1 protein-coding gene is annotated in these 1668 nt (G+C 55.0%); it reads right to left on the bottom strand.

The features are described 5' to 3' along the window. Positions 1 to 151: 151 nt before the first annotated feature. The gene (locus WBV42_RS05330; RefSeq protein ID WP_423985104.1) at positions 152 to 1330 is read right to left on the bottom strand and encodes a cation:proton antiporter; all 1179 of its coding nucleotides are present in this window, start codon (positions 1328 to 1330) and stop codon (positions 152 to 154) included. Positions 1331 to 1668 lie beyond the last annotated feature (338 nt).

Here is a 1668-nt window from a genome sequence, read left to right as displayed (position 1 = left end):
GTGTGTCCTTGATAAACCACGTTTCCGGAAGTGTTTGACTCATCCCGTATCCCCCATAGAGACCACGAACGCTGGCCGTAGCGACCTGCGGTATCCCCCGTATAGAACGACACGGATCGACTTATCTGTTGGCGGGAATCGTTTCGAGCGGTTACAACACTTGTCTGGGTAACTCCATCTCCGAGTCCCGCAAGACGAAGTACCGGAACGAAAGGATCGCCAGGAAGACGGACACGACGGACAGGATCAGGAACGCGTTGTAGAGGCCTTCGGAGATGATGCCGCGTGTCAGGCCGATCTCCGCCGCAGCAACGCTGATACTGAGTCGACCGGGCATCGACGACGCGAGGAGCGCGACGGTTTTCCGTTCGAGACCGACGAACCACCCACCAGCCACCGAACCGACCACTTTCGATCCGATTCCCAAGATGAGGATTCCGGCGAGCAGAAGCGGGCTCGCCGACGAGAAACTTTCGAGATCGAAATTCAGCCCGACGTAAAAGAAGAATACGGGGGTCACCAGGTCCGAGACCGGCTTCATCGAGTTTTGAATGGAGTGGCCCTCGTGCGTGATCACCGCGACGAGAAGCCCGGCGAAGAACGCGCCGAGAATCGCGTGAATACCGATGAGTTCCATGCAGTACGCCAGCGTGACCATGAGGAAGACGCCCACTTTCACTGGATTTTCGAACATTCCCTCCTGAAGCGTGTTCGAGAGGTAATCCTCAAGCAAGAACGGCAGGCCGATGAAGAACACGAACAGCGCAATCGTCACGAGGATGACGCCGATCACCGGCTGCGGGGCGGTTATCAAGGTGATTCCGTATGCCAGTGCCGCGACGGATAACAGGTCGTTCATCACCGCGACGGAGAGAATCGTCTGCCCGGTATCGCTCTGAAGGAGCGAGAAGTCCTCGACGAGGGGATAGATGAGGCCGAGCGACGTCGTCGAAATCGTGACGCCGGTCAGAAACGACGCGAAGAGGTTGAGCCCAAGCACCCGTGCGAGGCCAAATCCGGAGATAAACGGGAGCAAAAACGTGAACACGGCGAGCTCCGCGATCTGTTGTGGATTCCGTCGGATCGTGTCCGGATCGAGTTCCAAACCGGCGTCGAACATAATCATGAGAAGTCCGAACGCCGCGAGCGCGGTGAAGAATTCGAACCCGGGCATCGATGGATTGACGATGTCGAATACCGAGCCGAACAGTATCCCGGCCAACATTTCGACCGCCAAGATCGGAACGTTGTAATTGGTTAACGATTTGAAAACCAGGCTCGTTCCATAGACGAGCGCGAGAACGAGAACGAAGTGGAATGTTAGTGACATTAGTGTGCAACAACTCGATGGGTAGACTGTCGGGTCATCGGGTTCCCTTCGTCGATACCACGAAGTTTATTCTGACTGTACATAACTAAATCAATCGGGAATCTGCCGGGACTCTTCGTGAGCGATGCGCGCCCAGTATGCAACCGAACAGCTCTCCAGGGGGATCGAAACCCTCGCGGTGTACGGATTGCAACATCGTCTCCATCAGCGGGATGCAGATTGTATGTTCGAAGTTTAGCGGTTCCAGCAACTGTAACTACACATCTCTGATGAGTATAAAATGCTACTGTCTCGGTAACTTTCGACCCCTTCCCAAAAATCATCTTTGGCATATATCA

It is taken from the genome of Haladaptatus sp. (genome assembly GCF_049589095.1).
GTDB lineage: Archaea > Halobacteriota > Halobacteria > Halobacteriales > Haladaptataceae > Haladaptatus.
The sequence above is the reverse complement of the archived record's forward strand: the minus strand, read 5'-3'. Positions and strand labels throughout refer to the sequence as shown.